The following is a 26715-nucleotide window of genomic DNA, read 5'->3' as shown; positions in this document are numbered from 1 at the left end:
TCGCGCTTGCAAGCAGCGCCGCGCCTTTCTGGTCTATGCTATGGCCGACAATCATCAGGATGCATTGGGCCGGCCCCTGATCCGAACCGCCTGTATGACCGCGCTTCCCGACCGTCGCCACCGATCCCGGTGGCGTTCAACGCCGTGTGCGGATGCATCACCGCGTTCGCCCGAAAGCGCCGCGAACACATCCACCCACACGTATGACGCGAACGTCGGCAGCGTGATCGCCCTTCCTGCCACACGCAAGGTCAAGAAACCCGACCGCGCCCCGAAATCACACCGCACACGGACCGCCGGTGAATATTGCGGGTTTAGCGGTCTTGTGATCCAGCATGGTCAGTCGCTCTTCCTGTTTCTGAAGCTTTTCTTCAATCTCGGCCTGTAGGGCCCTGTAGTCCCCGATCAGTCCCGCCATCGCGGCACTCACACGGGCGACCGGAGACATATCTTCCCCGGTCCGAGACTTAGTCTCGGTCTTGCTCATCCCTAGTTTCCCTCATGAGTGGCGCGCGTCAGACGCCCGCCAGGTTGTGGCGCATGCCCTCCAGGGCCTCCGCCAATTCACGCAACGCGGCATCGTCGGGGGTCTCCCCCTTGGATGCCACCCGCGCACTGGGCAGCATCGGGAACGTCACCAGCGACACTTCCCAAAGCTCCAGTTCCGTCAGGACACGGTGGCCCTTGTCGTTCTTGGTGGCCTTCAGCGTGCGATACCCGATCGACAACCCGTCAATCGCGCCCGCCTCGATCAGCGCCGCCGCCTCGCGGCCACGCTCGACACAATCCAGCAGTCGGCCCTTGACGAACAGACCGCGGTCGTCTTCGCGCACCTCGTCCCAAATCCCAATGGGCTGCGCCGGATCGTGCTGCCACAGCATCTTGACCGCGCGTCCCTCTCCGGCCAACCGGGCCAGAGACCGGGCATAGGCCCCGCTGGCGACAACATCGCCGCCCTGATCGCAGGCCCCGAACAGCGAGGCATACCCCTCGATCCTGTGCCCCTCGACGGTCACCTCCGCGTCAAAGCGGGAAAACTTGTGTTCCAGATCCATCCATCCACCCTCCATTGGGACCGGTCGCTGATCTCCTTGGCAAGGATCGCTCCGGCAGCTCTTCGATACCCCGGCACCCCTCAGGGCGCGGCCGTCAGCAATCCCTGAAAAACATCCGCAAGGATGGCCCCCGCGACGCCGTAAACCGTCAACCACAGCCGACGTTCCAGCCGTTCCATCAGCATCTCCAGCCGCTGAAACCGATCTGTCAGGGCATCGAACTGCAATTTGCTCACCCGCTCATGCGCCTCCAGCCGCAGACCGGGTGCGCAGGCGAATTGCTCATGCCGTGAACGCAACTCAGTCACTGCTGTCCTCCTCCAACACCGCTGGCAGCCCCAGCATCCGGCGTTTTTCGGCAGGTGTCAGGAAATCGGCCGAGGCAACGCGGTTCCACTGCGCGTCACGCTCAACCGCCAGCGCAGGGACTTGATCCAGATCGGGGGTCAGAACCACCTCTTCGCCAACCCAGGTCGACAGCCAGCGTCCGACGCTCGCCGCGACCTTGGTCGCCAACGGCAGTACCGTCTGGCGATAAAAGGCTCGGTGCGACTCGGCATAGTTGGCATAGGTTGCCTCTCCGGTGATCCCCAGCAGCATGGGCGGCACACCAAAGGCCACCGCGATCTCGCGCGCCGCTGCCTCCTTGGTCTTCTGAAACTCCATGTCCGAAGGCGAGAACCCCATCGGCTTCCAGTCCAATCCGCCTTCCAGCAGCATCGGTCGCCCGGCATTGCGCGCGCCCTGATGGTGCATCTCCATTTCGGACTGCAACCGCTCGAACTGCTCAGGGCTCAACTGTCCCTGACCGTCCGCGCCATTCCAGACAATCGCACCAGAGGGCCGCGCCGCATTGTCCAACAACCCCTTGGACCAGCGCGAGGCCGCATTGTGAACATCCACCGCCTGCGCCGCCGCCTGCAAGGGCGACAACCCGTAGTGGTCATCCTGCGGGTGAAACGCCTTCACATGACAGATCGGAGAAATCGCCCCCGTCACACCAAAGCGATGCTTGCGCCCGCCCACCGCGTATTCATAGGCCACCGGCCAGCCATCCGCCCCCGGCACCACGCTCATCCGGTCGCTGCGCAACACATGCAGCTCAAACGGCAAGCCCTCGTCGCCCGCAACCGCCTCGACATAGCCATCGCCCGACAGCAGCAGCTGACCATATAGCGCCTCGAACAGTTCCGCCCGTCCTTGGCCCGGGTTCGGCGCGGACACCAGCTTCAGGATCGGATGCTCGGCATAGCGCGTCGCACTGTCCTGCAACACCAGCGGCAAGGCCGCCGCCGCCTCGGCGATCAGCTTGACCGCGCGAAACCCAACCGGGTTCCCGGCAAAGGCCTGCTTGGTCAGCGACACGGTATCCCGCGGGCTCCAGGCCACGCGACCGCCATTCAGATGCGCCACGACACGGCCCGTCGCAGAGGCCTTGACCTGCGGAGCGCCCGGCGCCTCTGGCCCCTGCCCGTTCCGCCGCAGAAAATCGAATACCATCCCTAGTCGCTCCTTTCCTCAGGCGGCCCAAAGGCCCGCACCGTCCCGCCCACGACGGCCAAAGGCCATCGCGCTACAGGTCATTTCCGTCTTTCGATTGGGGCAGAGGCTTGCTGTGCCCTGCGTCTCATGAAGCAAACTATGGTGATCGTCTTAAGTCCGCGTCACACCACCGTTCGCTCCTTGCGCAACACCCTAAAGCACGCGCACCTGCGGCATCCGCTTCACCGGTCGTTTGCCCAGCATCAACTCGGTCAATGCCCAAACCAGCGCATCCACGCGGTCCGGGCTGCCCGCGCCCTCATAGCCGTGTGGCGTCATCAGGCACATCTGCGATTCCAGCTTGTCCAACCCGCCCGCATGTTTCACGCGCCCTTGTTCGTACAGCGCGGCCACCGGCTCGGCCCGGACGGACTTGCCCTCCGTCGCATGCACAGCCTTGTAGGACACATAGGGATCGACCTGCCGCAGCGTGGTTTCCACCATCGCTCCGCCTTGATTGACCTCGGCTACAACGCGGTCCGCCTCCCAGCGCGCTGCCGCCTCCAGCGCAGCCTTGGCCCACCCGGTCGGCGACAGCCCCTGGATTGAGGCATCCTCCAGCACATAGGCCCGCCGGTCGCGCGGGTCGTCCGCCTCGACAATGCCCGCCACCACGATCCCGCAGGCATCCGACCGTGGCCCCTTGCCCGCTGGCGGGTCCACCGCCACCACAACCCGGTCCATCTGCGGCAGCCGTCCGGCGCGCGCGCCGTCAAACATCTCGCGCGTCCACAAGGCTCCGTCCACCTGATCCAGCAACACGCCGTCCAGTTCCTGCAAGCCCAGCGATTGCCCCTCATAGCGCGCCCGCACTTCCTCCAGGAACGAGGCCGCCAGATGCGCCCGGTTCGCCTCGGTTCGGGCATGGGTCGACACGGTTGATGGCGTCTCCAGCAACTCCTTGAGCACCTCGATATTGCGCGGCGTTGTCGTCACGCAAACGCGCGGCGCATCCCCCAGACGCAGACCGAACTGCAACATGTCCCAGACATCCCGCGCCTTCTTCCACTTCGCCATCTCATCGGCCCAGGCGCCGTCAAACTGCGGCCCGCGCAGCGCCTCGGGATCTTGCGCCGAAAACAGCACCGCCTCCGCGCCGTTTGGCCAGATCAGCGTCCGGCGCGTGGCGTTATACTTCGGTTTTCGGTCAAACGGCGTGCAGGCCAGGATACCGCTCTGGCCATAGACCATCACCTCACGCGCCTGGTCATATGTCTCACCGATCAAGGCAATCCGCCGACAGCGCCCCTTGTCCAGCGGCTTGGAGCCTTCGACCTGTGCGCGCACCCATTCCGCTCCGGCGCGGGTCTTGCCCGCGCCACGCCCGCCCAGGATCACCCATGTCCGCCAATCGCCCTCGGGCGGCAACTGATGCGGATGTGCCCAGAAGTCGAACAGATAGGGGAGCGCAAGGCGCTCCCCGTCGGTCATTTCGGCCAGAAACCTATCCTTCACCACAGCAGGTGCGGAGGCTATCCAGACGGCACCGGATCGCAGATCGGGCGCATTCGAGGTCAAGCCCGTAGGCATCCCCGATTCCCTCTTCCTTTCGGATGATTGCTTCAAGTTCCAACTCCGTTTCCCGGGCTGCGCGCAGCCAGTATTTCAACTCGTTCAAGGCGCCACTTGCCTCGGACTTTTTCGCCAACTCTCCTTTGCGGGCCTTGTCCTGAAGCTCACCGATCTGGTCGATGAGATCCTCAATCGTGGCGGTTGCCCGGTCGCGTTGTTTGCGCAAACGCTCGCACCGCTCATTGGCGGTGATGACGATGCGCTGTACTGCTTCTTGTTGCTCTGCTCTGCTCATGCTCGACACCTTACTTGCCTGTAGGTTCTTGCCCCTCCGCGGGGTGGCAGGATCGGAAAACAGCCCTGAATGTCTCCCCAGGTGCCGCTTGCCGTACCTCGTCCAGCATGGGGAAAACATACGGTCAGCCGCGCGTTGGGTCAATCCCACCTCCGCGCGCAACAAACTGATTTCATTCACACTTCCGAACCAGTCCTTAACGAAAGGCAAACTTGCTTGCCGCGCGCCCGCGCCTCTGGCACACCCATTTCAACGAAAGGTCCGCATCATGCCCCAACTCTCCACCCGCATTACCACGCTCAACGAAGGCGGCTCCGACGGGTGGGAGGTGTTCTACCGCGCCCGCGCCATGGCGGCTGCGGGCCAGCCGGTGACCGAACTGACCATTGGCGAACATGACATCGGCACCGATGCCTCGATCCTTCAGGCCATCCACGCATCGGCCAGTGGCGGGCACACCGGATACGCAATGGTTCCGGGCGTCGCGGCACTGCGTCAGGCGGTGGCTGACCGCATCACCGCGCGCACCGGCGTGCCCACCGGACCCGAGAACGTGCTGATCACCCCCGGCGGGCAGGCCGCCCTGTTCGCCGCCCACGTCGCGGTCCTGTCTCCGGGCGATGCGGCGCTCTACATCGACCCGTATTACGCCACCTACCCCGGCACGATCCGCGCTGCCTCCGGGCGCGCCGTGCCCGTCCCGACAGAGGCGGACCGCGCCTTCCTGCCTCAGGGGGCCGCGATCCGCGCAGCCGCCAAGACGAGCGGCGCGAAAAGCCTGCTGGTCAACACGCCGAACAACCCCACTGGCACGGTCTACCCGATTGAAATACTTAAGGAAATATCATCTTCCTGCATCGACCATGATCTCTGGCTGATCTCGGATGAGGTCTATGACACGCAGGTCTGGCAAGGCGTCCACATCAGCCCGCGCAGCCTGCCCGGCATGGCCGACCGCACGCTTGTCGTCGGGTCCATGTCCAAAAGCCACGCCATGACCGGCTCGCGCGCCGGTTGGCTGGTCGGCCCGACAGACGCCATCGACCGTCTCATTGATCTGGCCACGTCGACCACCTATGGCGTGCCCGGATATATCCAGGACGGCGCGCTGTTTGCCCTCGATCAGGGGCCGGACCTTGAAGACAAGATATCCACCCCGTTCCGCCGCCGCCGTGACCTTGCGCTCAGGGTGATCGCCGAACAGAACACCGTCACCGCCATTCCTGCCCAAGGGGCCATGTACCTGATGCTCGACATCCGGGCGACGGGTCTCTCTGGCCGCGACTTTGCCGAGGCGTTGCTGGACGAGCATCTGATTGCCGTCATGCCGGGTGAAAGTTTTGGCAAATCCGCCGCCGGTCACATTCGAGTGGCCTTGACCGTCGCGGACGACCGCCTTGTCGGGGCGCTGAAAACCCTCTGCGCCTTTGCCGACAGCAAGGCGCGCGCCAATGCCTGACAGCTTTCGGGACATGCACCGCCCCGGCAGCCCGTTCATCCTCGCCAACGCATGGGATGCCGGGTCGGCCAGAATGCTGGTCGCGCTCGGGGCCAAGGCCATTGGCACCTCCTCTGCCGCCCACGCCTTTACGCTGGGCCGGCCAGACACTGGCACAATCACCCGGGATGAGGCGCTGGCGCACGCCCAGTCCCTTGTTTCTGCCGTCAATGTGCCTGTCTCGGGCGATTTCGAAAACGGCTTTGGCGAGGCACCTGAAACCTGCGCCGAAACCGTCCGCCTTGCCGCCGAAGTGGGACTTGCAGGTATCTGCATCGAGGACACCGCCCTGCCGGGCGACACTCCCTATGATGCCAGCCTCTCGACCGAACGCATCCGCGCCGCTGCCAGCGCCGCGCGCGCTCTGCCGCGGGATTTCTTTCTTGTCGCGCAAGCCGACGGCATCCTGACCGGCCACTACAACACCGACGAGGCCATCACCCGCATTCGCGCATTCGAGGCCGCAGGCACCGACGCGGTCTATGTCCCGGCCCCGCCCTCGATGGAGGCGCTCGGACGTTTGGTCCAGGCCACCAACCTGCCCTTCAACGCCCTCGTTTCCGGCCCGTTCGCCAAACACAGCCGCGCCGAGTTTGCCGCACTTGGCGTCGCGCGCCTGTCGCTTGGCTCGGCTTTGGCGCGGGCCACCTACCGCACGATCCACACCGCCGGAAAGGACATGTTCGGCACCAATAGCCGCTTTGACACGCTGTCAGACGCCCTGCCCTTCGACGTATTGGACCCCATGTTGAAATGAGCGGCACGCCGGTCAGCGCCATCCGCAACCTCGGCCCCGCGTTCGAAACGGCCTGCACAGACGCGGGTATCCCCGACGCCGAAACCCTGCGCGCCCTCGGCGCGCATGAGGCCTATCGCAAGTTGCTAGAGGCCGGACAACGCCCGCATTTCATTGGCTACTACGTCCTGCACATGGCGCTGCAAGGTCGCCCGTGGAATGACTGCAAAGGCGAAGAAAAGGACGCCCTTCGGGCGCAGTTTGACGCGCTCAAGGCCGATACCAAGGCCACCCCGCAAAGCGCGATGGACAAGATCCTCAATGAGATCGGTGTGATTGCGAAACCCGGTCCACGCTGATCGGCCCAAAAGACTGCAAGATTATCGCCTCTTGTGTCACACCAACGCAACCGCCTGAATCCGTGTCCTACTTCTTCTTGCGCAGCTTGCCGTAGAACCGCCCGTTCGCCTGAACAAACTGATCCAGCACCTTGTCCAATCCGCCAAACTGACGCCCCTTGAGGAACAAAAACCCCGCCAAGGCCCCGATCGCCGCGCCTGCGGTGTCGATGATCAGGTCCGTCATCGTGTCCACCAGCCCGGATTTCTGCATGTTCATGCCGAAAAGCTGATCCATGCTGAACTCGAATATTTCCCACAAGGCACCGATCGACAGCCCGACGCAAAACGCCAGCACCGCCAGTGCCCAGGGCGGGGCAGCGTATCTATCCCCCTCGAACAGCATGAAAATCAACAGAAATCCCATCAGGCCAAAGCTGAGCGCAGACATGAAATGCAACACGACATCCCACCACCAAAAGCGCTCGTAGAAATCCGCGACTTCGCCCAGAAACAAGGTCGCAAAGATAAACAGCACAATGCCCGTCAAAAACGGCTTAGGAAGTTCGATGCCCAGATAACCGGCAAATCGCTGCGGAAGAAACGTCAGAACCAGTGTCGACACGGCGACAAAGACCGCCGACCACGTCTGGGTCACCGCCCCCGTCACGGCCTCGATCACAAGAACCGCCTGGATGAGCAGGACAACTGGTGAACTCTTGGTGTGGAACATTCGGGCTTCTTTTGTCGGGTCTGCGCCCCAATATAAAGTTCATGTCGGATTCTTCACCCCTTCGTCTTGCCAGCTACAACATTCGCGCTGGCCTTGGCTCTGACCTGCGCCGCGATCCGTTGCGGGTGCTCTCGGCAATTTCTGCGCTGGAGGCGGATGTGGTGGTTCTTCAAGAGGCGGATTTCCGTCTTGGCCCGCGCCCTTCGGCCCTGCCGCGCGACAGGATCGAATCCGAAACCGGCCTGCGGCCCCTGCCCGTCGCCCGGAACACCGTCAGCCTTGGTTGGCACGGCATCGCCGTGCTGGCCCGACCCGACCTGACCGCCCACCAGATCAACCGCTATCCCCTGCCCGGACTGGAACCACGCGGTGCCGTCGCCGTGGATCTGCCGGGATTGCGGGTCGTCGGCGTCCATCTGGGGCTATTGCGTCACTCCCGCCGTCGGCAACTGGACTGTATCCGAGACGCGCTGGATGCGCTGCCACCCCTGCCCACGGTCATTCTGGGGGACTTCAATGAATGGTCGCGCAAGGTGGGCCTTGGCCGGCTGGCACAGCGCTACAGGATCGTCACGCCGGGGCGAACGTATCCGTCGACCTTGCCGCTGGGGGCATTGGACCGGGTCGCCCATTGCGCGGCGCTGGACATCCGGGTGCTGGCACTGCCGCGCAAGGAAAACAGTCGCCACCCGTCGGATCATCTGCCAATCCTTGCCGAAGTGCACCGCGCCGGACGACCACAGCCAAGACAGCCGCAACGATAGCACACCGCGCCATGTCGCCTTGACCGCAATGAAAAAGGCCGCCCCAAGGGTCGGCCTTTCGAAAGAGCAGAGAACAGGATCGTCTCAGCCGACCAGTTCAAGACCCGAAAAGAAGAAGGCGATTTCTTCTTTTGCGGTGTCCGGCGCGTCAGACCCGTGGACCGAGTTCTCGCCAACCGATTCGGCGAACTCTGCCCGGATGGTGCCGGCGGCCGCGTCGGCGGGGTTGGTTGCGCCCATGACTTCGCGGTTCTTCAGGATGGCGCCTTCGCCTTCGAGAACCTGCACAACAACCGGCTCGGAGGCCATGAACTCGCAAAGCTCGTCATAGAAAGGACGTTCGGCGTGGACGGCGTAGAACTGGCCGGCCTGAGCCTTGGACAGGTGAATGCGCTTTTGGGCGACGATGCGCAGGCCTGCTTCTTCGAACTTGGCGTTGATCTTGCCGGTCAGGTTGCGGCGGGTGGCGTCGGGCTTGATGATCGAGAAAGTGCGCTCAAGGGCCATGGGATGCTCCATCGGGTTATCCCCGAACGTTGTGTCCGGGTCATGAATGATGCGCGGGGCGGTAGCATGGGGCGCGGCGATTGGAAAGCCCGCCAATGTGACGCGACTTTTGACGCAATCGAATTTTGGTCGAAAATTCGTCTCTGGCCGCCAACGCAACGCCGTGCATTGACACCCCCGCGCGCCTCTGGCACGCGCCATCTCATGTTGAAGATCGAAAACATTTCCTTTTCCGTGGACGGCCGCCCGCTGTTCGACGGAGCCAGCGCCACAATCCCGGACGGTCACAAGGTTGGCCTTGTCGGGCCCAATGGCGCGGGCAAGACGACGCTGTTTCGCCTGATCAAGGGCGAGCTGACGCTGGACGGCGGCGACATCTCCTTGCCGCAACGCGCCCGCATCGGTGGCGTCAGTCAGGAAGTGTCTGCGTCAGAGACCTCGCTGATCGACACGGTGTTGCAGGCCGACACCGAACGCGCCGCCCTGATGGCCGAGGCAGAAACCGCGACCGGCGTCCGCATCGCCGAGGTCCAGACCCGCCTTGCCGATATCGACGCCTGGAGCGCCGAGGCCCGCGCCGCCACCATACTCAAGGGTCTCGGCTTTGACGACGACCAGCAGAAACAGCCCTGCTCTGCCTTTTCGGGTGGCTGGCGGATGCGTGTCGCGCTGGCCGGTGTGCTCTTTGCCCAGCCCGATCTGCTGCTGCTCGACGAACCGACCAACTATCTGGATCTCGAAGGCGCGCTGTGGCTGGAAAGCTACCTGATGAAATACCCGCATACGGTGATTGTCATCAGCCACGACCGCGGGTTGCTGAACCGGGCGGTGAACACGATCCTGCATGTCGAGGACCGCAAGCTGACCTACTACGGCACGCCCTATGACGGTTTCGTCAAGCTGCGCGCCGAAAAGCGTGCGCAACTCAGCGCCACCGCCAAGAAACAACAGGACCGCCGCGCCCATCTGCAAGGCTTCGTCGACCGCTTCCGCGCCAAGGCGTCCAAGGCCAAACAGGCGCAGGCCCGTCTCAAGATGATTGAACGGATGGACATGGTCACACCGCCCGAAGAGGCGGCCAAGCGGGTGTTTTCCTTCCCGCAACCCGATGAGCTGTCGCCGCCGATCATCAATATCGAAGGTGGGTCAACAGGGTACGGCGACACCGTGGTTCTGCGCCGTCTGAACCTGCGCATTGATCAGGACGACCGCATCGCGCTGTTGGGCAAGAACGGTCAGGGCAAATCCACCCTGTCCAAACTGTTGTCAGACCGGCTGCCGTTAATGGACGGGCACATGAACCGATCGTCCAAGCTGCGCATCGGTTATTTTGCCCAGCATCAGGTGGACGAACTGCATCTGGACGAAACGCCTTTGCAGCACGTCCAACGCGAACGCCCGGGCACGCTGCCCCCCAAATTGCGCGCCCTGCTGGCTGGCTTTGGCCTGATGGCGGCACAGGCGGAAACAGAGGTTGGGCGCCTGTCGGGTGGGCAAAAGGCGCGTCTGTCGCTTTTGCTGGCAACACTGGACGCGCCGCACCTGCTGATTTTGGATGAGCCGACCAACCACCTTGATATCGAATCGCGCGAGGCGCTGGTTGAGGCGCTGACCGCCTATTCCGGGGCTGTGATCCTTGTCAGCCACGACATGCACCTGTTGTCGATGGTGGCAGACCGGCTGTGGCTAGTGGGCGATGGCACGGTGAAACCCTATGAGGACGACCTTGACGCCTACCGCGCCATGTTGCTGACGCGGGACACCCCGGCGAAACCCTCGAAATCCTCCAAAACCGCGCCCGACAAACCCAAACGCCCGTCGCGTGACCGGATGCAAGAACTGCGCTCTGACGTCCGCAAGTGTGAGGACCGCATCGCCAAGATCGAACAAATGCGTGAGAAGCTGGCCAAAAAGCTGGCCGATCCGGCGCTGTACGAAAATGAAAAGGTCGGCGAGCTTGAGGTCTGGAACAAGAAATACGCCGAGGTCATGGACGCGCTGCACCGCGCCGAAGTGATGTGGGAAACGGCGGCGGAAAAGCTGGACGCGGCAGAGAACGCCTGACCGGGGCGTTTCTTTTTTGCGTCTCTGCATCGGTGGCAATTTCCGACGGATCGCCGGTTGCAAAGGACTTTTTTGATCTGACGCGGGCGCATTGTGCGATCTGGACAGAATTGCCAATCGCCATTACCCACTCCCTATGGATACCGCTTTCCTCATCAGTGCCTTTGTCACCCTGTTCGTGGTGATTGATCCCATCGGGCTGACGCCGATCTTTATCGCGCTCACCCAGGACACCGATGCGCGCCACCGCCGCATGGTGGGCTACCGCGCCTGTGGCGTCGCCTTTGGCATCCTGACGCTGTTCGCCTTCTTTGGTGAGGCGGTGTTGGGCTTTATCGGCATTTCCATGTCCGCTTTTCGCATCGCGGGCGGCATTCTGCTGTTCATCACCGCGTTGGACATGCTGTTTGAACGCCGCACCAAACGGCGCGAAGACAAGGCCGACGAAGAAGAGTTTCCCGACCCTTCGGTCTTTCCGCTGGCCATTCCGCTGATCGCCGGACCGGGGGCCATCGCCTCGATCATCCTGTTGGTGGGTCAGACCGGCGACACGGTCGAGGTTCTGTCCATCCTTGCGGTGATGGTGGCGGTGTTGTTGGTTGCGCTGGCCTTGTTCCTGATCGCGGGACCAATCGAACATCTGTTGGGGCGCGTCGGCATCAATGTCGTCACACGCATTCTGGGGATGCTGCTGGCGGCGCTGTCAGTGCAATTTGTGCTCGACGGACTGCGCAATTTCGGCCTCGCTCCCGCCTGACCCTGTTTCCCCGGCGTAGAAACCCCTATCTTGAGAAGTGGCCAAAGCGGGGGACCATGCCATGTCCGGAGACCAGATCGGAAATCTCATCTACCTTGTGCTGCTGGGCGGCGTGCTGGTCAGTTGGTTCTTTGTTCAGGGCCGGGCCAGCCTTGGCAAGACCATGCAGCAGATGGCGGCCTGGGGGCTGATCTTTGTCGGTGTGATCGCGGTCTACGGATTGTGGAGCGACATTCGCGGCACTGTCCTGCCGCAGCAGATGGTTTTTGGCGGCGAAGGCCGCATCGAACTGCCACGCGCACCGGATGGCCACTACTATGTCACCTTGCAGATCAACGGCACCCCCACCCGGTTTGTCGTGGACACCGGCGCGACATCGGTTGTGCTGACACGCAGCGCGGCGGAGCGCGCGGGGATCGACGTCGCCAGCCTGCACTTCCTGTCCGAGGCCATGACCGCCAACGGCAAGGTCCAGACCGCCCCGGTCACGCTGGACACGGTTGAACTCGGCCCCTTTGCGGATCAGCGGGTCGCGGCCTATGTGAACGCAAGCGAGATGCAGAATTCTCTGCTGGGCATGACCTATCTCGACCGCTATTCCAGCCTTCAGATTTCCGGCGGCAAGATGGTGCTGCAACGCTGATCCAGATCCGAATTTTCGCCGAAAATTCGCCTCGCCTTCAGCTTTCGGCCTTCTTTTCCCAGCGCCCCGATTCCTCTGACCAGTATTGCGCCTTGCAACCCGCGCCCGTCAGCACGCGCCACTGGTCGCGGGCGCGCTGCGTCGCCGCGCCATCGTCGCCGTCAAACAACACGCAGACCCGGTCCAGTGCGGCCACCTCACCGGCGGACACTTCGGCCCCGTCGATGGCCATCAGGCAACCGGGATCATTGGCCGCCTGCGCGTCGGTGGTCAGCAACACCGGCTGATCCGCGTCATGCGGCCCGCCTGCCAGTCCGTGCGGCAGAAAGCCCTCTTCGGGGCCCTGCCAGAGCTTCCGGTCAAGCCAGTCCATGCGATCCGGGTCAGTCCCCCGCACCGCCACCCGCCACCCGCGGTCCAGCGACTTGGCCAGCAGGTCCGGCAACATTACGTCCAACGGCCGCCGGGTCAGGTGATAGAAATAGACGTCTCCCATCGGCTCCTCCGTCCCATCGTGCCTGCGTGCCGGGTGGTGGCGCAGGGGACACCACCCCTGCGCCCTGATCTGGTTCAGCCTCTTTCGAACCGGTCGCGCACCAGACGGTCCAGCGCCATCACGCCCCAACCTGTCGCACCCTTGGGCGCCAGATCGGTGTCCTTGGTCACCTGCGCCACACCCGCAATGTCCAGGTGCATCCACGGCATACCGTCCTTGACGAAACGTTGCAGGAACTGTGCTGCCGTGATCGCGCCTGCGGGGCGGCCGCCAACGTTCTTCATGTCGGCCTTCTGGCTCTTGATCAATTCGTCATAGGACTTGCCCAGCGGCAAACGCCACGCGCCTTCGCCTTCCGCGCCTGCCGCCTTGAGGAAATCCCCCGCGAGCGCGTCGTCGTTGGAGAAAACCGCCGCATTGTCATGTCCCAGTGCAATGATGCAGGCGCCGGTCAGCGTGGCCAGGTCGATCATGGCAGAGGGGTGTTCGCTTTCCTGCGCGTGCCACATCACGTCCGCCAGCACCAACCGCCCTTCGGCATCGGTGTTGATGACCTCGATGGTGTCGCCCTTCATGGATGTCACGATGTCGCCCGGACGCTGCGCCATGTGCGACGGCATGTTTTCGACCAAACCGACCAGCCCGACAACATGCGCCTGCGCCTTGCGCAGGGCCAGTGCCTTCATCACGCCCGCGACGGTCCCCGCGCCGCCCATGTCCATGGTCATGTCTTCCATGCCAGCGGCGGGTTTGAGGCTGATACCGCCGGTGTCAAACACAACGCCCTTGCCGATCAGCGCCAGCGGCGCGCCTTCGGCTCCTTTCCAACGCATCACAACCACCTTGGAGGGCATGGCCGATCCCATGCCCACGCCCAGCAGCGCGCCCATTCCCAATTCGGTCAGCTTGTCCTCTTCGAGAACCTCAACCTCCAGCCCGGTGTCGCGCAGTGCCTCCAGCCGGGCGGCAAATTCTGTGGTCGACAGCACGTTGGCCGGCTCGGACACCAGATCGCGGGTAAAGGCGACGCCCTCGGCCACCGCGCGGGCAGAGGCAAACGCGGCCTCTGCCTCATCCGGGGCCTTGACCATCATCACGGCGGCGGCCGGGGCCTCATCCGGCTTGGACTTGCGCGCGGTAAAGGCATAGCTGCGCAGGGCCACGCCCAAGGCGATCTCCTCGGGCAGACGCGTCGCCTCGACCAGAACGGTCAGCGCCACCTTGCCCGCCAGCCGCGCCAGCGTTCCACCTGCCTTGCGGGCTTCGACCGTTGCGGGGCGGCGGGCAAGTTTGACGATATCCAGCGCCTCGACAACCAGCCCAGAGGGCCAGGCCAGCGTCATCGCGTCTCCGGCGTCCAGCTTGGTGAACGCCTCGCTTTCGACCGCGCGGCCCAACGCGCCTTTGGTCAGGCGGTTCAGACGCCGCGCGCCGGGGCTGAGCGTGCCTTCGGGTGACACAACGACGGCCAGACGTCCGCCAGTTTCGTCAATCCCGTCCAGAGCCACCTCGGCAAAGCTGATCGCGCGCAGATCGGTCATGTGTCCTCGTCTCCTGAGCTGAGTTTCGCCAAAAGAGGTAACGCCCCCCGGCGCGGTTGACCAGTGCCACCTTTCCCATTTCCAAACGATGGATTAGGGTGCCGCCACCTACACTGGTCTGGGGGGACCACGCGATTGCAAAGATTCGACAGATATGTCCTGTCGCAACTGATGGTAGCGTTCGGCTTTTTCGCCCTAGTCCTTGTGTCGGTCTATTGGGTGAACAAGGCTGTTGCCCTGTTTGACCAGCTGATTTCGGACGGCCATTCGGTGGGGGTGGTGATGGAGTTTACCGCCCTGTCGCTGCCGGCGGTGATCACCTTTGTGTTGCCGCTGTCGGCCTTTGCCTCTGCCGTCTATGTCACCAACCGGATGAGCAGCGACAGCGAACTGACCGTGGTGCAGGCCACCGGCTATTCGCCCTGGCGGCTGGCCCGTCCGGTGTTCCTGTTCGGATGTGTGGTAGCGCTGATGATGTCGATGCTGACCCATCTGCTGGTGCCGAAATCACTGGAACAGCTACGCGTCCGCGAAAAGGCCCTGTCCGGGTCGCTCAGCGCGCGACTGCTGCGCGACGGGGCCTTTCTGCATCCCATCGACGGCGTGACCTTCTACATCCGTGACATCACCGCCGAGGGCGAATTGCGCGACGTTGTGTTGTCCGACAGGCGCTCGCCGGGGCGTGACGTGATCTATACGTCTGAACAGGCTTATCTGTTGCGCGACGACGAAGGGCCCAAGCTGGTGATGTTGACCGGAATGGCGCAGACTCTGGATCTTGAGACGCGCCGCCTGTCGACAACGAATTTCAGCGACCTGATCTATGATGTGTCCGGGCTAGTGACATCCACCGCGCCGACCAAGCGCCGCCTGAACTACATGTCCACATGGGAATTGATCACCCAACCCGCCGCCTCGGCGGCCGAGGCAAAGGACTCTCCGGGCGAAGCGATCGAGGAAGGGCACCTGCGATTCCAGCTGCCCTTGCTGGCGCTGACCTTTTCCCTGATCGGCTATTCGGCATTGATGGTGGGCGGGTTTTCGCGGTTCGGGGTGACCCGCCAGATTGTCTTTGCCATCAGCCTGCTGGTGTTTGTCAAAGTGCTGGAAAGCGGTGTGACCGATCCTGTGCGCGCCAACGACCGGCTTTGGCCGCTGGTCTATCTGCCCAGCATGGTCGGCCTGACACTGGCTACCGCGTTGCTTTGGGTGACCGCTCGGCCGTTCCGGCCCAGACGCGCACGGGCGCACCAGCAGGAGGCCACGGCGTGACCCTGCATTTCTACTTTGCCCGCCGCTTCTTGTGGATCTTTCTCAGCGTCTTCGGCGTCTTTGCGCTGTTTCAGGGCCTGCTGGATCTGATCGAGGAAATGCGCCGCTTTGACGACACTGTGACCTTTGGGCAGGTGGTGCGGGTCACGCTGATGAAGCTGCCCGGCGCCATCTATGAGATCATTCCGCTGGTGATGATCCTGGCGACGGTCGGGCTGTTTCTGGGGCTGGCGCGATCGTCCGAGCTGGTGGCCGCACGGGCGGCGGGGCGTTCTGGCGTGGCCACGCTGATGGCGCCGGTCATGGTGGCGCTGGTGATCGGAGGACTGGTGGTCGGGCTGATGAACCCCATCGTTTCCACCACATCCAAACGCTACAACGAATTGCGCGAAACCTATGAAAGCGGCAGCGCCTCCGCTCTGTCCATTGGCCCCGAAGGACTGTGGCTACGGCAAGGCGGCGATCTGGGTCAGGCGGTGATCCACGCCGCCCGCGCCAATGACGAGGCGACAGAGCTGTTCGATGTCTCCATCGTCGCTTACGCGCCGGGTGGCGGCCCGGCGACTCGCATCCTCGCCAGCAGCGCCCGGCTTGACGATGGCTTCTGGGTGCTGAACGCGGCCAAGGCCTGGCCACTGACCCCGGGGCTGAACCCGGAGTCGGGGGCAAAAGAACACGACACCCTGCGTTTGCCGTCAAATCTGACCCAGGACAGCATCCGTGATCGTTTCGGCAAACCCTCGGCCGTGGCGATCTGGGACTTGCCCGCCTTCATCGAAGGCCTTGAAACATCCGGGTTTTCGGCCCGTCGTTACGTTGTCTGGTTGCACATGGAATTGTCCCGCCCGCTGTTTCTGATAGCGATGACGCTGATCGGTGCGGCCTTTACCATGCGGCCCACGCGCCTTGGTCGCACCGGAATCGCGATCTTGTCTGCTGTCCTGCTTGGCTTTGGCCTCTACTATGTGCGAAACTTTGCCCAGATCATGGGGGAAAACGGCGAGTTGCCACCGCTCTTCGCGGCTTGGGTGCCGCCGGTCGCCTCGGTACTTCTTGCCATGGGGTTGGTGCTGCATATGGAGGACGGATGACCCGCATGTTTTACCGTCTTTTCCGGCTTCTTGGGGTGCTGTGTGCCCTTTGCGGATCGGCGCTGGCGCAGGATGCACCTGATCCCGATGCCATGCCGGCCATGCTTGTGGCCGACACCGTCTTTGTCGAAGACGGCGAGCGGCTAATTGCCAGCGGCAACGTCGAGGCGTTCCACGATGGCGTGCGCATGACTGCCGGGCGTATCGTCTATGACGGCACAACGGATCAGTTGATCATCGACGGGCCAATCCGCATCATCGACGAGGCCGGCAATGTTCTGGTCGCCACCTACGCCGAACTGGATCAGGGGCTTCAAAATGGTCTGCTGTCCGGGGCGCGCATGGTTCTTGACCAGCAATTGCAGGTCGCCTCGGTCGAGGCGCGGCGCGTAAATGGCCGCTATACACAGTTCAGCAAGGTCGCTGTCACCTCTTGCCTTGTTTGCGGCGAACGCAAGGTCCCGCTCTGGCAGATCCGGGCGTCGCGCGTCGTGCATGATCAGGAAGAACGCCAGCTATATTTCGACAACGCGCAGTTCCGCGTTCTGGACGTGCCGATCTTCTATTTTCCGCATCTGCGCCTGCCCGATCCCACGCTGGAACGCGCACGCGGGTTCCTGTTTCCGACATTCACCAGCAGCTCGCTGCTGGGGTTCGGCGTCAAAACACCATATTTCTTCCCGATCGGACGGCATCAGGACCTGACACTGACGCCCTTCTTGTCACAGGAAACCCGCACGATGGGGTTCCGCTATCGGCGCGCCTTTCGCAGCGGCAAGTTGACGGTCACGGGCGCGTTGTCCTCTGACACGTTGATGGACGACGCGCGCGGTTATCTCTTTGCCGTGGGAGAATTTCGGGTTGCGAACGACTACAAGCTGTCGTTCAACCTCAAGGGTGTCTCGGACGACGCCTACCTCTATGACTACAATCTAAGCAATGCGGACCGTCTGGCCAGCAACCTGTCGCTGGCCCGGGTGACGGCTGACAGATTCATGGAAACCAGAATCCTGAACTATCAGACTCTGCGCGACTATGAAGACAACGCAACCCAGCCGCGCTTCATCGCCGACTATCGCCGGGAACAACGCTTTTTCCCCTCATTCGGCGGAGAGTTCCGGTTGGGCACCGATGTCCACGGCCATTTGCGCCAATCCAAACGTGACACTGACAGCGCCGATGCGGATACGGATGTCGACGGCCGCGACGTCACCCGGCTCAATGCCGAATTCAGCTGGCGCAACCGCTGGACCGTGGCCGGTGGCCTGCGCGTCGGGCTTTCGACGCATCTGTGGGCCGACCACTACATCACCGAGGACGACATCACATCGGATGCCGAAGTCAGCCGCGCCATACCCGGTGTTGCGGTGGATTTCCGCTATCCCATGCAACGCCAGGGGCCCGGTGGCGGGCGCACGCTGCTGGAACCGGTTGTCCAACTGGGCTGGGTCGGGGGCGAACGACTGAAAAACCCCAACGACGAAAGCACGCGGGTCGAATTTGACGAGGCCAACCTGTTGTCGCTGTCGCGCTTTCCGGCCGCCGACCGCCGCGAGCACGGCACCACCCTTGCCGCCGGATTACGCTGGCTGCACCGGGCGCCGGGTGGCTGGTCTGCGGCGCTGACGCTGGGCAAGGTCTGGCGCGAAACCGCCGAGGCCGATTACTCGCTCTCCTCCGGCCTTTCTGGCACCGACTCTGACTTGCTGATTGCCGGACGCTTTGCCAACCCGCTGGGGATAACGCTGTCGGCGCGCGGCCTGCTGGACGAAGACGGCCTGTTTTCCAAGGCAGAGGCGCGCGCCGGATGGTCCAACACGCGGATGGACCTTGGCGCGTCCTACCTGCTGCTGGTCACGGATGCCGATGAGGACCGAACCCAACGGCAGTCCGAATGGACCTTTGATGGCCGCTATCAACTGACCCGGAATTGGGCCACCTCGGGGGAGGCACGCTATGACCTTGCCGATGACCGGCTTGACCGTGTCGGTCTGGGCCTGCAATACCGAAACGAATGTATTCAGGTGGATCTTCAGGCAACGCGGAACTACGCATCCTCGACCAACCTGGAGCCGTCTACCGATTTCGATCTGACCGTCGCGCTAAGAGGCTTTGGCGCCGGCGCCAGTGGCAAGGAGTATCGCCGCACATGTTCATTCTGACCCGCCTGCTTGCACCGGCCCTTGCGGTCCTGTCGATCGCCCTGAGCCCTGCGCCGCTGGCCGCGCAAAACCTTTTTGCCCCCGCCATTCAGGTCAACGACAGCGTCATCACCAACTACGAGATCGCGCAGCGCAAGCGCATGTTGCAGGTGCTGAACGCCCCCGGCAATCTGGACACACTCTCGCGCGAGCAGTTGATCGACGACCGCCTGCGCATTCAGGCGGCACGTGACAACGGCATCCGCCCGACAGAACAAGAAGTACTGGACGGCATGGGCGAATTTGCCGGGCGCGCCAATCTGGACCGCGACCAGTTTGTCGCCGCCATCGGGGCAGAGGGCGTGGCCGAACAGACCTTTCGCGATTTCGTCGCCGCCGGTCTGAGCTGGCGCCAGCTGGTCCAGGCACGGTTCGGTGGACGCGCCACTGTGTCCGAGGATGAGATCGACCGCGCCCTGTCGCTGCAATCGGGCACCAGCACGGTGCGTGTTCTGGTATCCGAGATCATCATGCCGATGCCGCCGGGCGAAGAGGACGCCGTGCGCGCCCGCGCAGAGCGCATCGCGCAGATCGACAGCTTTGGCGCGTTTTCGGCCGAGGCGCGGCAGTATTCCGCAACGGCCAGCCGTGACTCCGGCGGCCGCCTGCCCTGGCAGAACCTGAGCGATCTGCCGCCGCAGCTACGCCCGCTGCTGCTGGGCCTTGCTCCGGGCGAAGTGACCGCGCCCATTCCCCTGGACGGCGCTGTTGCCCTGTTCCAGCTGCGCGACATCGAGGAAACCGGATTCAGCCCGCCAGAGGTCAGTGCAGTGGAATACGCCGCCTACTACATGGCCGGAGGTCGCAGCCCCGAAACGCTGGCCCAAGCGCGTGTTCTGGCCGGTCAGGTAGACCGGTGCGACGATCTGTATGGCGTGGCCAAGGGCCAACCCGCAGAAGTGCTGGAACGCGGCACGCTGCCGGTGGGCGACCTGCCCACGGACATCGCGCTGGAACTGACCAAGCTTGACCCGGGTGAAGTCTCGACGGCCCTGACCCGGTCGGGCGGTCAGACGCTGGTGTTTCTGATGCTCTGCGGACGCTCCTCGACGATCACCGAGGATGTGGACCGGGGCGAGATCACCATCGGCCTGCGCAACCGGCGCCTGGCAACGCTGGCCGATGGCTATCTTGCGCAGTTGCGCGCCGACGCCCGTATCGTCAACCGATGACCGATACCACACCCGTCGCTCTCAGCTGCGGGGAACCCGCCGGGATCGGGCCGGAACTGGCCGAGGCCGCGTGGGACCATCTGGGCCAAGACCTGCCGTTCTTCTGGATCGGCGACCCGGCGCATCTGCCGGGGCGCGTGCCGCATGTGGTTCTGGACAATCCCGCGCAGGCAACCGCGCGGATCAGTGAGGGTCTGCCGGTCTGGCGGTTGGACATGCCCGGCCCCCGTGTGCCCGGTATTCCGCAGGCCCACCATGCACCCGGCGTGATCGCCGCCATCGAAGAGGGTGTGCGACTGGTGCAGTCCGGCACGGCCTCGGCCTTGTGTACCTTGCCGATCAGCAAACAGGCGCTGGCAGAGGGGGCCGGGTTCGGCTTTCCCGGCCACACAGAGTTCCTCGCCCATCTGGCGGGTGTGGACGAGGTGGTGATGATGCTGGCCTCTGACCGGCTGCGCGTGGTGCCGGTGACCATTCATATCGCGCTGGCAGATGTGCCCGGCACGCTGACGCCCGCCCTGCTGGAACGGCGCATCCGCATCACCCACGCGGCTTTGGTGACGCAGTTCGGCATTGCCGCGCCCCGTCTTGCAGTGGCCGGTCTGAACCCGCACGCAGGCGAAGGCGGGCGGATGGGCCATGAGGACGCCGCGCTGATCACCCCGGTGTTGGAGCGATTGAGAGCCGAAGGCATGGACCTGCGCGGCCCCCTGCCCGCCGACACGATGTTCCACGAGCGCGCCCGCGCTGGATATGACGCCGCGATCTGCATGTATCACGATCAGGCGCTGATCCCGATCAAGACGCTGGATTTCGATGAGGGTGTGAATGTCACCCTTGGCCTGCCGTTCATCCGCACATCGCCCGATCATGGCACCGCCTATGACATCGCGGGCAAAGGTGTTGCCAACCCCAGTTCCACGCTGGCCGCGCTACGCATGGCTGCACGGTTGGCTGGCGCATGACCCAGACATGATTTGGATCGGCCCTCGGGTTTCGCCGCACCGCAGGCGGGGGGCTTTGCCCCCCCTTGGCCAAGGGCCAATTCCCCCCCAGGATATTTTTGGACAGAAGAAGACATGAGCGCGATCGATACCCTTCCCCCGCTGAGCGAGGTCATCAAGCGTCATCAACTGTCCGCGCGCAAATCTTTGGGCCAGAACTTTCTGCTCGACCTGAACCTGACGGCGCGTATTGCGCGGGTGGCGGGCGACCTGTCGCAAACCGATGTGCTGGAGGTGGGCCCCGGTCCCGGCGGGCTGACCCGCGGATTGCTGGCCGAAGGCGCGCGCAGGGTGTTGGCGGTGGAGAAGGATGCGCGCTGCTTGCCCGCGCTGGCCGAGATTTCAGAGGCTTATCCGGGGCGGTTGGAGGTGATCGAGGGCGATGCGCTGGAGGTTGATTCAGCCGCGCATCTGACGCCGCCCTATGCGATCTGTGCCAACCTGCCCTACAACGTCGGTACAGAGTTGCTGGTGCGGTGGTTGACGCCGCCGGAATGGCCGCCCGCGTGGCAGTCACTTACATTGATGTTCCAGAAGGAAGTGGCCGAGCGGATCGTGGCGGAGCCGGGGTCCAAAGCCTATGGTCGGCTGGCGTTGCTGGCGCAGTGGCGGTGCGACGCACGCATTGCTCTGACCCTGCCGCCGGGGGCCTTTACCCCGCCGCCCAAGGTCAGCTCTGCCGTGGTGCATCTGACCGCACTGCCTGCGCCCCGGTTCGAGGCGGATCCAAAGGTGTTGGAGCGGGTGGTGGCGGCGGCCTTCAACCAGCGGCGCAAGATGCTGCGCGCCGCGTTGAAAAGCCTGTCACCGCAGATTCAGGATCACCTGGCCGAGGCCGGGATTGCCCCGACAGAACGGGCCGAGCGTGTTCCGCTGGAGCAATTCTGCGCGCTGGCGCGCAGCCTTGCCAGCGCCTGACGCGCGGCCCGAATTTCAGAGATACAGTGTTACTCGGCCGCGTCCGGCGGCGGAGTATTGCCCGGCTCTGCCGCAGCGGGGGGCGTGTCCGCCTCTCCCGTTTCCGGCTTTGGCTCGGGCTTCTTGCGGGGCTTGCGCGGCGCGCGCGGTTTCTTGGGCTTGTCTTCTGGCGCGGCTGGTGCTGCCGCGTCATCTGCGGATTGCGGCGTATCAGCACCGGGGCCCGCAGGATCGGGTGCCGGAGCCTTGGGCGCTTGGGATCTGGGTGTCCGGGTTCTGGGTGAGGCCGGTTTGGGCTCTGCCGGAGGGGTCGCCGCAGGGGCCGTTTCAGCCCGGGATTCCGGTGTATCAACCAGACCGGGGCCATCGTCCTCTGCCCCGAGATCCAGCACATCGCCGGACATCGACGCGCCCTGTTCATCCGATTTGGGCGTATGTGACTGGCGTGCGGGCCGGTCCTGTCGGTCTTGCCTGTCCTGCCGATCAGACCGTTCGGGTCTGTCGGCCGTCTTTTCAGACCGCTCCGGTTGATCGGACGCGCCATCGCGCTGCGACCGTTCCCGGTCACGCTGCGCCTGCCGTTCGCGGTTTTCGCGTTCCTGCTGTTCGCGACGCGTGTCCTGTTCGCGCTGCGCCTCGCTCAACAACCGCATGTAATGTTCGGCGTGTTGCTGAAAATTCTCAGCCGCGACGCGGTCATTGCTGAGTGACGCATCACGGGCCAGCTGATTGTATTTGTCGATAATCTGCTGCGGAGTTCCGCGCACCTTACCCTCTGGGCCACTGCTGTCGAACACACGGTTGACGACATTGCCCAGGGTGTTGCTGTTGTTGTTGCGGTTACGGTTGCTCTTGTTCCGCGAGCGGGATTTGGAAGAACGCATATTGTCTGATTTCCAGCCTTATCTAGACGGCTTGGTGACGGGGCAAGGGCGCATCCTGCGCCAATCCGTTAGGGTCACCCTTATGTTGGCTTGTCGTTGCTCAGGATCGGCACGAGCGCCATTCGACTGAGCAGCTGACAGTGAATATGCACATGAACCGAATTGTGACAAGTCAAAATACCACAAAATCCGCGATTTCAGCACGAAAATGCCGCTAAATGCGGTTTCGCGTGCCCAGAACCACACGGTCGCGCCCGGCAAGGTCGGGGATTACCCGCACACCGCGCAATCCGGCCTCGGCGAACAGCTTTGAAACCGCCATGCCCTGACTGGCGCCGATCTCGACCACCAGCCGTCCGCCCGGTGTCAGATGCGCGGTCAGACCAGAGAGAATCGCCCGGTAGGCGGTCAGCCCGTCGGCCTCATCGGTCAGGGCCAATCGCGGTTCATGTTCGCGGACCTCGGGCGAGAGAAACGGCATTTCGTTCACCGCGATATAGGGCGGGTTGGACACGATCAGGTCGAACTGGTCCTCATCCGCCTCCAGCGCCGCGTACCAGCTGCCCTCGCGCAGATCGGCCCGGTGTTGCAGGTCCAGCGCGTTGCGGTTCCAGTAGGCGACGTTCAGGGCGGCGGCGCTGACATCCGTGCCGACCCCCACCGCGCCCTCGCGTTCCGCCAACAGCGTCAGCAGGATGCAACCGGATCCGGTTCCCAGGTCCAGCACCGTGGCAAAGGGTTCGGTCAGAACCACCTCGATCAGGGTTTCTGTCTCGGGTCGCGGGTCAAGCACCTCTGGCGTGACAAGGAAATCGCGCCCGTAAAAGGCGCGGCGCCCGATCAGGTGGCTGACGGGAACACGTTCCGCACGCCGCTCCACAATGGTCAGATAGACCACCTCCAGATCGGGATCGACAGGTTCAGGCAGAAACAGCGTCAGGCGTCCGGCGGGCACCTTGAGCACATGCGCCATCAGCCGCCGCGCATCGCGCCCCGGGTCGGGGACATCGGCGGCGGCAAGGCGTGCCGTGGCGCGCGACAACAGATCCGATCCCCGCGTCATGCGGCTATGCCCCCATCTCTGCCAGTTGCGAGGCCTGATGCTCTGCCGTCAGCCCATCAATGATCTCATCCAGATCCCCGGCCATGATCTGCTCCAGCCGGTACAGCGTCAGCCCGATGCGGTGGTCGGTCAGCCGGCCTTGCGGAAAGTTGTAGGTGCGGATGCGCTCGGACCGGTCGCCCGATCCGACCTGCGCCTTGCGGTCGGCAGAGCGTGACGCATCGGCCTGCTGGCGTTGCTGATCGAACAGACGCGCGCGCAGTACCTGCATGGCGATCTCACGGTTGCGGTGCTGCGATTTTTCCGAACTGGTGACAACGAGGCCGGTGGGCAAGTGGGTGATCCTGACGGCAGAGTCGGTGGTGTTGACGTGCTGCCCGCCTGCCCCGGACGAGCGCATGGTGTCGATGCGGATGTCGTTCGGGTCGATGCGGATGTCGACCTCTTCGGCCTCTGGCAGGACGGCCACGGTGGCCGCCGAGGTGTGGATGCGCCCGCCGGATTCGGTTTCTGGCACCCGCTGAACCCGGTGTACGCCGCTTTCGTATTTCAGCCGGGCAAAGACGTTGTCCCCGGCGATCCGCACCACCAGTTCGCGCACGCCGCCCAGTTCGGACAGTTGTTCCTCGATCACTTCCCAGCGCCAGCCCTTGGCCTCGGCATAGCGCTGGTACATGCGGGCCAGATCCCCCGCGAACAGCGCCGCCTCATCGCCGCCGGTGCCGGGACGGATTTCCAGCATCGCGGGCCGCGCATCGGCGGCGTCGCGGGGCAACAGCGACAGTTGCACCGCGCGCTCTGCCTCTGGCAGACGGGCGCGCAGTTGCGGCAGCTCTTCTTCGGCCAGGGCGCGCATTTCCGCGTCGTCCAGCATCGCCTCGGCCTCTGCGATCTCGGCGCAGAGTTGCTCCCATTCGGCGATCTGGCTCACCACGGGCTTCAGCTCGGCGTATTCACGCCCCAGCGCCGCGATGTCGCCACCGCCAGAGGACATGCGCGCCTCGACAAATTCGAGCCGTTCCTTGATCTGATGAAGTCTGTCTGTCGGGATCATGGGGATGCATTGCCCAAAGCGCAGGGGCCGTCAAGCCATCCCCGACACCGGGGCCTCAGCCCTCGTCGGCATCCAGCCGTTGCAGCCAGCCTTCGACCCGCGCGCGGTTCACCCCAAGATCCGATTGGCCAAAGCGCGACCGCGCCCACAGTTCCAGCACCTCTTCGTTTTCCCGCACCGTGGTATAGTCGGGAAAGCCCATCCACTTGGACCGGGTGACATAGGTCACCTGCCCGTCGTCCTGTGTACCGGCCAGAATTTCGGTGCGCGGCGTTTCAAGGATGATGGCGTGAAGACGGTCAAACCCGTTTGCGCCTGCCGGAATGCGCCGCCGGACACCAGCGGCCAGATCCTGATCCGCCGTCACCTGCGGATCGACATGCCAGTCGCCGGGATCAGACGGCGCAAACCGAATCCAGGCCATGCCGCCAAGAACGATCAACAGGATCAGGAAAAATGCCATGCGCAAGACGGGTCTCTTTCACGGTGTTCGAACTGGCCCCCGGCATGACATGCCAAGGGGCGATTCTGAAAGCCAAGGTTTTGCGACCGCGCTGCGCGCTGCCGCACAGATCATGCAGGTGCGCGCCGTGTCCAGCCCCAGAGGCACAGCAATTCCATGCCCACATGCGCCGCCGCCACCGCCGTGGCCCCGGTGGTGTCAAAGGGGGGCGACACCTCGACCACATCGCCGCCTTTCAGGTCGATCCCGGCCAACCGGCGCAGGATCACCGCTGCCTGATGGCTGGTCAACCCGCCCCAGACCGGCGTGCCGGTGCCTGGCGCATAGGCCGGGTCCAGCGCGTCGATGTCAAAGGTCAGGTAACAGGGATGCTGGCCGACGATCTCATGCACCCGCTCTGCAATGCGTTCCGGCCCCTCTGCATGGACCTGCCGCGCGTCAAGGATGTGAAAGCCCAGCGTATCGGGGTTGTCGGTGCGGATACCGATCTGGACAGAGCGTTCGGGCACGATCAGCCCCTCCTTGACCGCCTTGTACATAAAGGTGCCGTGATCGACGCGCCCCATGTCATCATCCGCCCAAGTGTCTGTATGGGCGTCGAACTGGATCACGCTCAACGGACCGTGTTTCGCGGCATGGGCGCGCAGGCAGCCGTGGGTCACCGAATGGTCGCCACCCAGCACCATGCACGCAGCCCCCGCATCCAGAATACCGCCCACATGTTCGGCGATCCGCGCGGGCACCTCGGACGGCATGGCATAGTCGAACGCCATGTCGCCATAGTCCGCGATGGCGAACTCCGACAGCACGTCATAGCCCCAGCCATAAGGCTCATCCATCGTCTGCAACAAGGACGCCTCGCGGATCGCGCGCGGCCCCAGTCGCGTGCCGGGCCGGTTGGTCACCGCCTGATCAAACGGCAGCCCGGTGACGGCCACATCCACCCCGGTCAGATCCTTGGTGTACTTCCGGCGCAAAAAGGACGGCGCACCCGCAAAGACATTCTCGAACGACGGCCCCTTGAGGTCGTCGCGGGTAAAGGCGTGGTCGATCTGGCTCTTGGCGTTTTCGAGGCTCATGGCGGGCGGCCCTTTGCGGTGTCGGGGTGGGTG

Annotated in this window: 28 protein-coding genes; 14 read left to right on the top strand and 14 right to left on the bottom strand. The window is 63.8% G+C overall.

From position 1 onward, the window contains the following. Positions 1-388 (top strand): hypothetical protein (locus CHB90_RS26795; protein ID WP_212591604.1); only part of this gene is annotated, 388 nt, incomplete at its 5' end. A 127-nt stretch (positions 389-515) separates the two neighbouring features. On the opposite strand, the gene CHB90_RS14700 is transcribed toward CHB90_RS26795, so the two are convergent. The 5 genes from CHB90_RS14700 to CHB90_RS26195 form a co-directional block, all read right to left on the bottom strand. Next, a complete protein-coding gene (locus tag CHB90_RS14700; RefSeq protein WP_089278634.1) occupies positions 516-1055 on the bottom strand; it encodes an HK97 family phage prohead protease in 540 nt (179 codons plus the stop codon). Positions 1056-1135: 80 nt separating this feature from the next. Then, a complete protein-coding gene (locus tag CHB90_RS14695; protein ID WP_089278626.1) occupies positions 1136-1363 on the bottom strand; it encodes a GTA head formation protein, RCAP_rcc01685 family in 228 nt (75 codons plus the stop codon). Beyond that, entirely contained in the window at positions 1356-2555 is a 1200-nt protein-coding gene (locus CHB90_RS14690; RefSeq protein WP_089278625.1) for a phage portal protein, read from the bottom strand. The genes CHB90_RS14695 and CHB90_RS14690 overlap by 8 nt, the downstream gene beginning before the upstream one ends. Before the next feature lie 195 nt (positions 2556-2750). Beyond that, positions 2751-4028, bottom strand: a complete 1278-nt coding sequence (locus CHB90_RS14685) for a DNA-packaging protein (protein ID WP_245823257.1) — start codon at positions 4026-4028, stop codon at positions 2751-2753. A 13-nt stretch (positions 4029-4041) separates the two neighbouring features. Then, positions 4042-4404, bottom strand: a complete 363-nt coding sequence (locus tag CHB90_RS26195; RefSeq protein ID WP_141135887.1) for a hypothetical protein — start codon at positions 4402-4404, stop codon at positions 4042-4044. A 268-nt stretch (positions 4405-4672) separates the two neighbouring features. On the opposite strand from CHB90_RS26195, the gene CHB90_RS14680 reads away from it, so the two are divergent. From CHB90_RS14680 to CHB90_RS14670, 3 genes are read left to right on the top strand one after another with little or no spacing between them, the layout of a single operon-like run. After that, positions 4673-5863 carry a pyridoxal phosphate-dependent aminotransferase gene (locus CHB90_RS14680; RefSeq protein WP_089278623.1) on the top strand — a complete coding sequence of 397 codons (1191 nt, stop codon included), beginning with the start codon at positions 4673-4675 and terminating at the stop codon, positions 5861-5863. Continuing rightward, a complete protein-coding gene (locus tag CHB90_RS14675; protein WP_089278622.1) occupies positions 5856-6659 on the top strand; it encodes an isocitrate lyase/PEP mutase family protein in 804 nt (267 codons plus the stop codon). Before CHB90_RS14680 ends, CHB90_RS14675 begins: the two co-directional genes overlap by 8 nt. Continuing rightward, positions 6656-6997: a TfoX/Sxy family protein gene (locus CHB90_RS14670; RefSeq protein ID WP_089278621.1), complete on the top strand. Its 342-nt coding sequence runs from the start codon at positions 6656-6658 to the stop codon at positions 6995-6997. Before CHB90_RS14675 ends, CHB90_RS14670 begins: the two co-directional genes overlap by 4 nt. 67 nt (positions 6998-7064) lie before the next feature. Here the strand turns inward: CHB90_RS14670 and CHB90_RS14665 are convergent, their stop codons facing one another. After that, positions 7065-7709 (bottom strand): DUF2238 domain-containing protein, encoded by a 645-nt coding sequence (locus tag CHB90_RS14665; RefSeq protein WP_089278620.1) that lies wholly within the window; start codon positions 7707-7709, stop codon positions 7065-7067. A 41-nt stretch (positions 7710-7750) separates the two neighbouring features. On the opposite strand from CHB90_RS14665, the gene CHB90_RS14660 reads away from it, so the two are divergent. Next, a complete protein-coding gene (locus CHB90_RS14660; RefSeq protein ID WP_089278633.1) occupies positions 7751-8473 on the top strand; it encodes an endonuclease/exonuclease/phosphatase family protein in 723 nt (240 codons plus the stop codon). Between the two features lie 84 nt (positions 8474-8557). Here the strand turns inward: CHB90_RS14660 and ndk are convergent, their stop codons facing one another. Further along, a complete protein-coding gene (ndk, locus tag CHB90_RS14655; protein WP_089278632.1) occupies positions 8558-8980 on the bottom strand; it encodes a nucleoside-diphosphate kinase in 423 nt (140 codons plus the stop codon). 204 nt (positions 8981-9184) lie between these two features. Here ndk and CHB90_RS14650 point away from each other — a divergent pair, with 204 nt between their 5' ends. From CHB90_RS14650 to CHB90_RS14640, 3 genes are all read left to right on the top strand, one after another. Next, a complete protein-coding gene (locus tag CHB90_RS14650) occupies positions 9185-11044 on the top strand; it encodes an ABC-F family ATP-binding cassette domain-containing protein (protein WP_089278631.1) in 1860 nt (619 codons plus the stop codon). A 136-nt stretch (positions 11045-11180) separates the two neighbouring features. Then, positions 11181-11801 carry a MarC family protein gene (locus tag CHB90_RS14645; protein WP_089278619.1) on the top strand — a complete coding sequence of 207 codons (621 nt, stop codon included), beginning with the start codon at positions 11181-11183 and terminating at the stop codon, positions 11799-11801. Positions 11802-11862: 61 nt separating this feature from the next. After that, positions 11863-12444, top strand: a complete 582-nt coding sequence (locus CHB90_RS14640) for a retropepsin-like aspartic protease family protein (RefSeq protein WP_089278618.1) — start codon at positions 11863-11865, stop codon at positions 12442-12444. Between the two features lie 37 nt (positions 12445-12481). Here the strand turns inward: CHB90_RS14640 and CHB90_RS14635 are convergent, their stop codons facing one another. Both CHB90_RS14635 and CHB90_RS14630 read right to left on the bottom strand, forming a co-directional pair. Continuing rightward, the gene (locus CHB90_RS14635) at positions 12482-12940 is read right to left on the bottom strand and encodes a DNA polymerase III subunit chi (protein WP_089278617.1); all 459 of its coding nucleotides are present in this window, start codon (positions 12938-12940) and stop codon (positions 12482-12484) included. 74 nt (positions 12941-13014) lie between these two features. Continuing rightward, complete coding sequence (locus CHB90_RS14630; RefSeq protein WP_089278616.1) at positions 13015-14481, bottom strand: leucyl aminopeptidase; 1467 nt, start codon at positions 14479-14481, stop codon at positions 13015-13017. A 135-nt stretch (positions 14482-14616) separates the two neighbouring features. Here CHB90_RS14630 and lptF point away from each other — a divergent pair, with 135 nt between their 5' ends. From lptF to rsmA, 6 genes are all read left to right on the top strand, one after another. Next, positions 14617-15753: an LPS export ABC transporter permease LptF gene (gene lptF, locus CHB90_RS14625; protein ID WP_089278615.1), complete on the top strand. Its 1137-nt coding sequence runs from the start codon at positions 14617-14619 to the stop codon at positions 15751-15753. Then, the gene (gene lptG, locus CHB90_RS14620; protein ID WP_089278614.1) at positions 15750-16844 is read left to right on the top strand and encodes an LPS export ABC transporter permease LptG; all 1095 of its coding nucleotides are present in this window, start codon (positions 15750-15752) and stop codon (positions 16842-16844) included. The genes lptF and lptG overlap by 4 nt, the downstream gene beginning before the upstream one ends. Further along, on the top strand, positions 16841-19006 hold the full coding sequence (locus tag CHB90_RS14615) for an LPS-assembly protein LptD (RefSeq protein WP_342744960.1): 2166 nt from the start codon (positions 16841-16843) through the stop codon (positions 19004-19006). The genes lptG and CHB90_RS14615 overlap by 4 nt, the downstream gene beginning before the upstream one ends. Beyond that, the gene (locus CHB90_RS14610; RefSeq protein ID WP_089278613.1) at positions 18994-20217 is read left to right on the top strand and encodes a peptidylprolyl isomerase; all 1224 of its coding nucleotides are present in this window, start codon (positions 18994-18996) and stop codon (positions 20215-20217) included. The genes CHB90_RS14615 and CHB90_RS14610 overlap by 13 nt, the downstream gene beginning before the upstream one ends. Continuing rightward, entirely contained in the window at positions 20214-21182 is a 969-nt protein-coding gene (gene pdxA, locus CHB90_RS14605) for a 4-hydroxythreonine-4-phosphate dehydrogenase PdxA (protein ID WP_089278612.1), read from the top strand. The genes CHB90_RS14610 and pdxA overlap by 4 nt, the downstream gene beginning before the upstream one ends. 114 nt (positions 21183-21296) lie before the next feature. Continuing rightward, on the top strand, positions 21297-22139 hold the full coding sequence (gene rsmA / locus CHB90_RS14600) for a 16S rRNA (adenine(1518)-N(6)/adenine(1519)-N(6))-dimethyltransferase RsmA (protein ID WP_089278611.1): 843 nt from the start codon (positions 21297-21299) through the stop codon (positions 22137-22139). Positions 22140-22168: 29 nt separating this feature from the next. Here rsmA and CHB90_RS14595 read toward each other — a convergent pair whose 3' ends face one another. The 5 genes from CHB90_RS14595 to speB form a co-directional block, all read right to left on the bottom strand. Further along, complete coding sequence (locus CHB90_RS14595) at positions 22169-23023, bottom strand: DUF4167 domain-containing protein (RefSeq protein ID WP_089278610.1); 855 nt, start codon at positions 23021-23023, stop codon at positions 22169-22171. A 214-nt stretch (positions 23024-23237) separates the two neighbouring features. Further along, the gene (prmC, locus tag CHB90_RS14590) at positions 23238-24086 is read right to left on the bottom strand and encodes a peptide chain release factor N(5)-glutamine methyltransferase (RefSeq protein ID WP_089278609.1); all 849 of its coding nucleotides are present in this window, start codon (positions 24084-24086) and stop codon (positions 23238-23240) included. A 4-nt stretch (positions 24087-24090) separates the two neighbouring features. Continuing rightward, positions 24091-25140, bottom strand: a complete 1050-nt coding sequence (gene prfA, locus CHB90_RS14585) for a peptide chain release factor 1 (RefSeq protein ID WP_089278608.1) — start codon at positions 25138-25140, stop codon at positions 24091-24093. Between the two features lie 55 nt (positions 25141-25195). Beyond that, positions 25196-25603: a DUF1499 domain-containing protein gene (locus CHB90_RS14580; protein WP_089278607.1), complete on the bottom strand. Its 408-nt coding sequence runs from the start codon at positions 25601-25603 to the stop codon at positions 25196-25198. Between the two features lie 110 nt (positions 25604-25713). Then, positions 25714-26682 (bottom strand): agmatinase, encoded by a 969-nt coding sequence (gene speB / locus CHB90_RS14575; RefSeq protein WP_089278606.1) that lies wholly within the window; start codon positions 26680-26682, stop codon positions 25714-25716. Positions 26683-26715: the final 33 nt, after the last annotated feature.

It is taken from the genome of Antarctobacter heliothermus, from assembly GCF_900188425.1.
GTDB lineage: Bacteria > Pseudomonadota > Alphaproteobacteria > Rhodobacterales > Rhodobacteraceae > Antarctobacter > Antarctobacter heliothermus.
Note: the sequence above shows the minus strand (reverse complement) of the source record. Positions and strands in the feature narration are given on the sequence as shown.